At 54.0% G+C, this 1,402-nt stretch carries 2 protein-coding genes and 1 pseudogene; all 3 read left to right on the forward strand.

Annotated features, from left to right (window positions below):
* Positions 1-104 (forward strand): PLP-dependent transferase (locus VU18_RS19120; RefSeq protein ID WP_236687274.1); only part of this gene is annotated, 104 nt, incomplete at both ends.
* 1 nt (position 105) lies between these two features.
* Positions 106-774: pseudogene (locus VU18_RS19125) on the forward strand (PLP-dependent transferase); the annotation flags it as partial.
* 3 nt (positions 775-777) lie between these two features.
* Positions 778-1,402 (forward strand): aminotransferase class I/II-fold pyridoxal phosphate-dependent enzyme (locus VU18_RS03710; protein WP_047757658.1); only part of this gene is annotated, 625 nt, incomplete at its 3' end.

Here is a 1,402-nt window from a genome sequence, read left to right on the forward strand (position 1 = left end):
CGCAAGTATGGTCTTGGATTCCATTACGTCGATTTTGCTGATCTCGCTGCGGTGGAAGCGTGTATCACCGAAAAAACGAAAGCGATTTTCCTGGAAACACCGACNAACCCGCTTATGCATGAGACCGATATCCGCGCCGTCTCCGAATTCGCCAAGCGGCATGGGCTTTTGTTGATCGTTGACAACACGTTTTATACACCGGTGCTTCAACGCCCGATCGAACAAGGCGCCGATATTGTCATCCACAGCGCCACGAAATATTTAGGCGGCCATAACGACGTGTTGGCTGGCCTTGTCGTCGCCAAGGGCGAGGAGCTCTGTCAACGCCTGGCCGAGTATCAGAACGCCATCGGCGCGGTTTTGTCGCCGTTTGATTCGTGGCTGTTGATTCGCGGGATGAAAACGCTGGCGCTAAGGATGCGCCAGCATGAAGAAAACGCCAAGCGCATCAGCGCCTTTTTGCGCGAACATGAAGATGTTACAGACGTCTTATATCCAGGAAGAGGCGGGATGCTGTCGTTCCGGATTGCCGATGAAAAGTGGGTGAACGGGTTTTTAAAAAGCTTGCGCCTCATTACGTTCGCGGAAAGCCTGGGCGGAGTCGAAAGCTTTATTACGTACCCAGCGACGCAGACGCATGCGGACATTCCTGAGGAAATCCGCATCCAAAACGGTATTTGCAACCGGCTGCTCCGTTTCTCGGTCGGCATTGAGCACGCTGACGATTTGATCGCCGATTTGGCGCAGGCATTGAAAAACATGAAAGAGGTGTAAGCGATGGAACAGGAATGGGCGTTTTCGACGAAACTGCTCCATAACGAATGGAAAGTCGACCGCGAAACGGGGGCGGTGAGCGTGCCGATCCAGCACGCCTCCACGTTCCATCAGTTCGATTTCGATTCATTCGGCAAATACGACTACAGCCGCTCCAGCAACCCGACGCGCGAGGCGCTTGAGGAAACGATCGCGGCGTTAGAAGGCGGAACGCGCGGGTTTGCGTTCGCCTCTGGCATGGCGGCTATTTCAACGGCGTTTTTGCTTCTCTCAAAAGGCGACCACGTGCTCGTGACCGAAGACGTCTACGGCGGCACATACCGGATGATCACCGAGGTGCTGAGCCGGTTCGGCATTGACTATACGTTCGTTGATATGACCGACCTCAAGGCGGTGGCGGAAAACATCCGGCCGAATACAAAAGTCATTTATATGGAAACGCCGTCCAATCCATTGTTAAAAGTGACCGATATTCAAGGCGTCGTCAAGTTGGCGAAGGCGCATGGCTGTTTGACATTCTTGGATAATACGTTCATGACGCCGGCGTTGCAGCGGCCGCTTGATCTTGGAGTCGATGTCGTCCTTCACAGCGCCACGAAATTTTTAGCCGGCCATAGCGACGTCGTCG

This window comes from Geobacillus sp. ZGt-1 (assembly GCF_001026865.1).
GTDB classification, from domain to species: Bacteria; Bacillota; Bacilli; order Bacillales; family Anoxybacillaceae; genus Geobacillus; species Geobacillus thermoleovorans.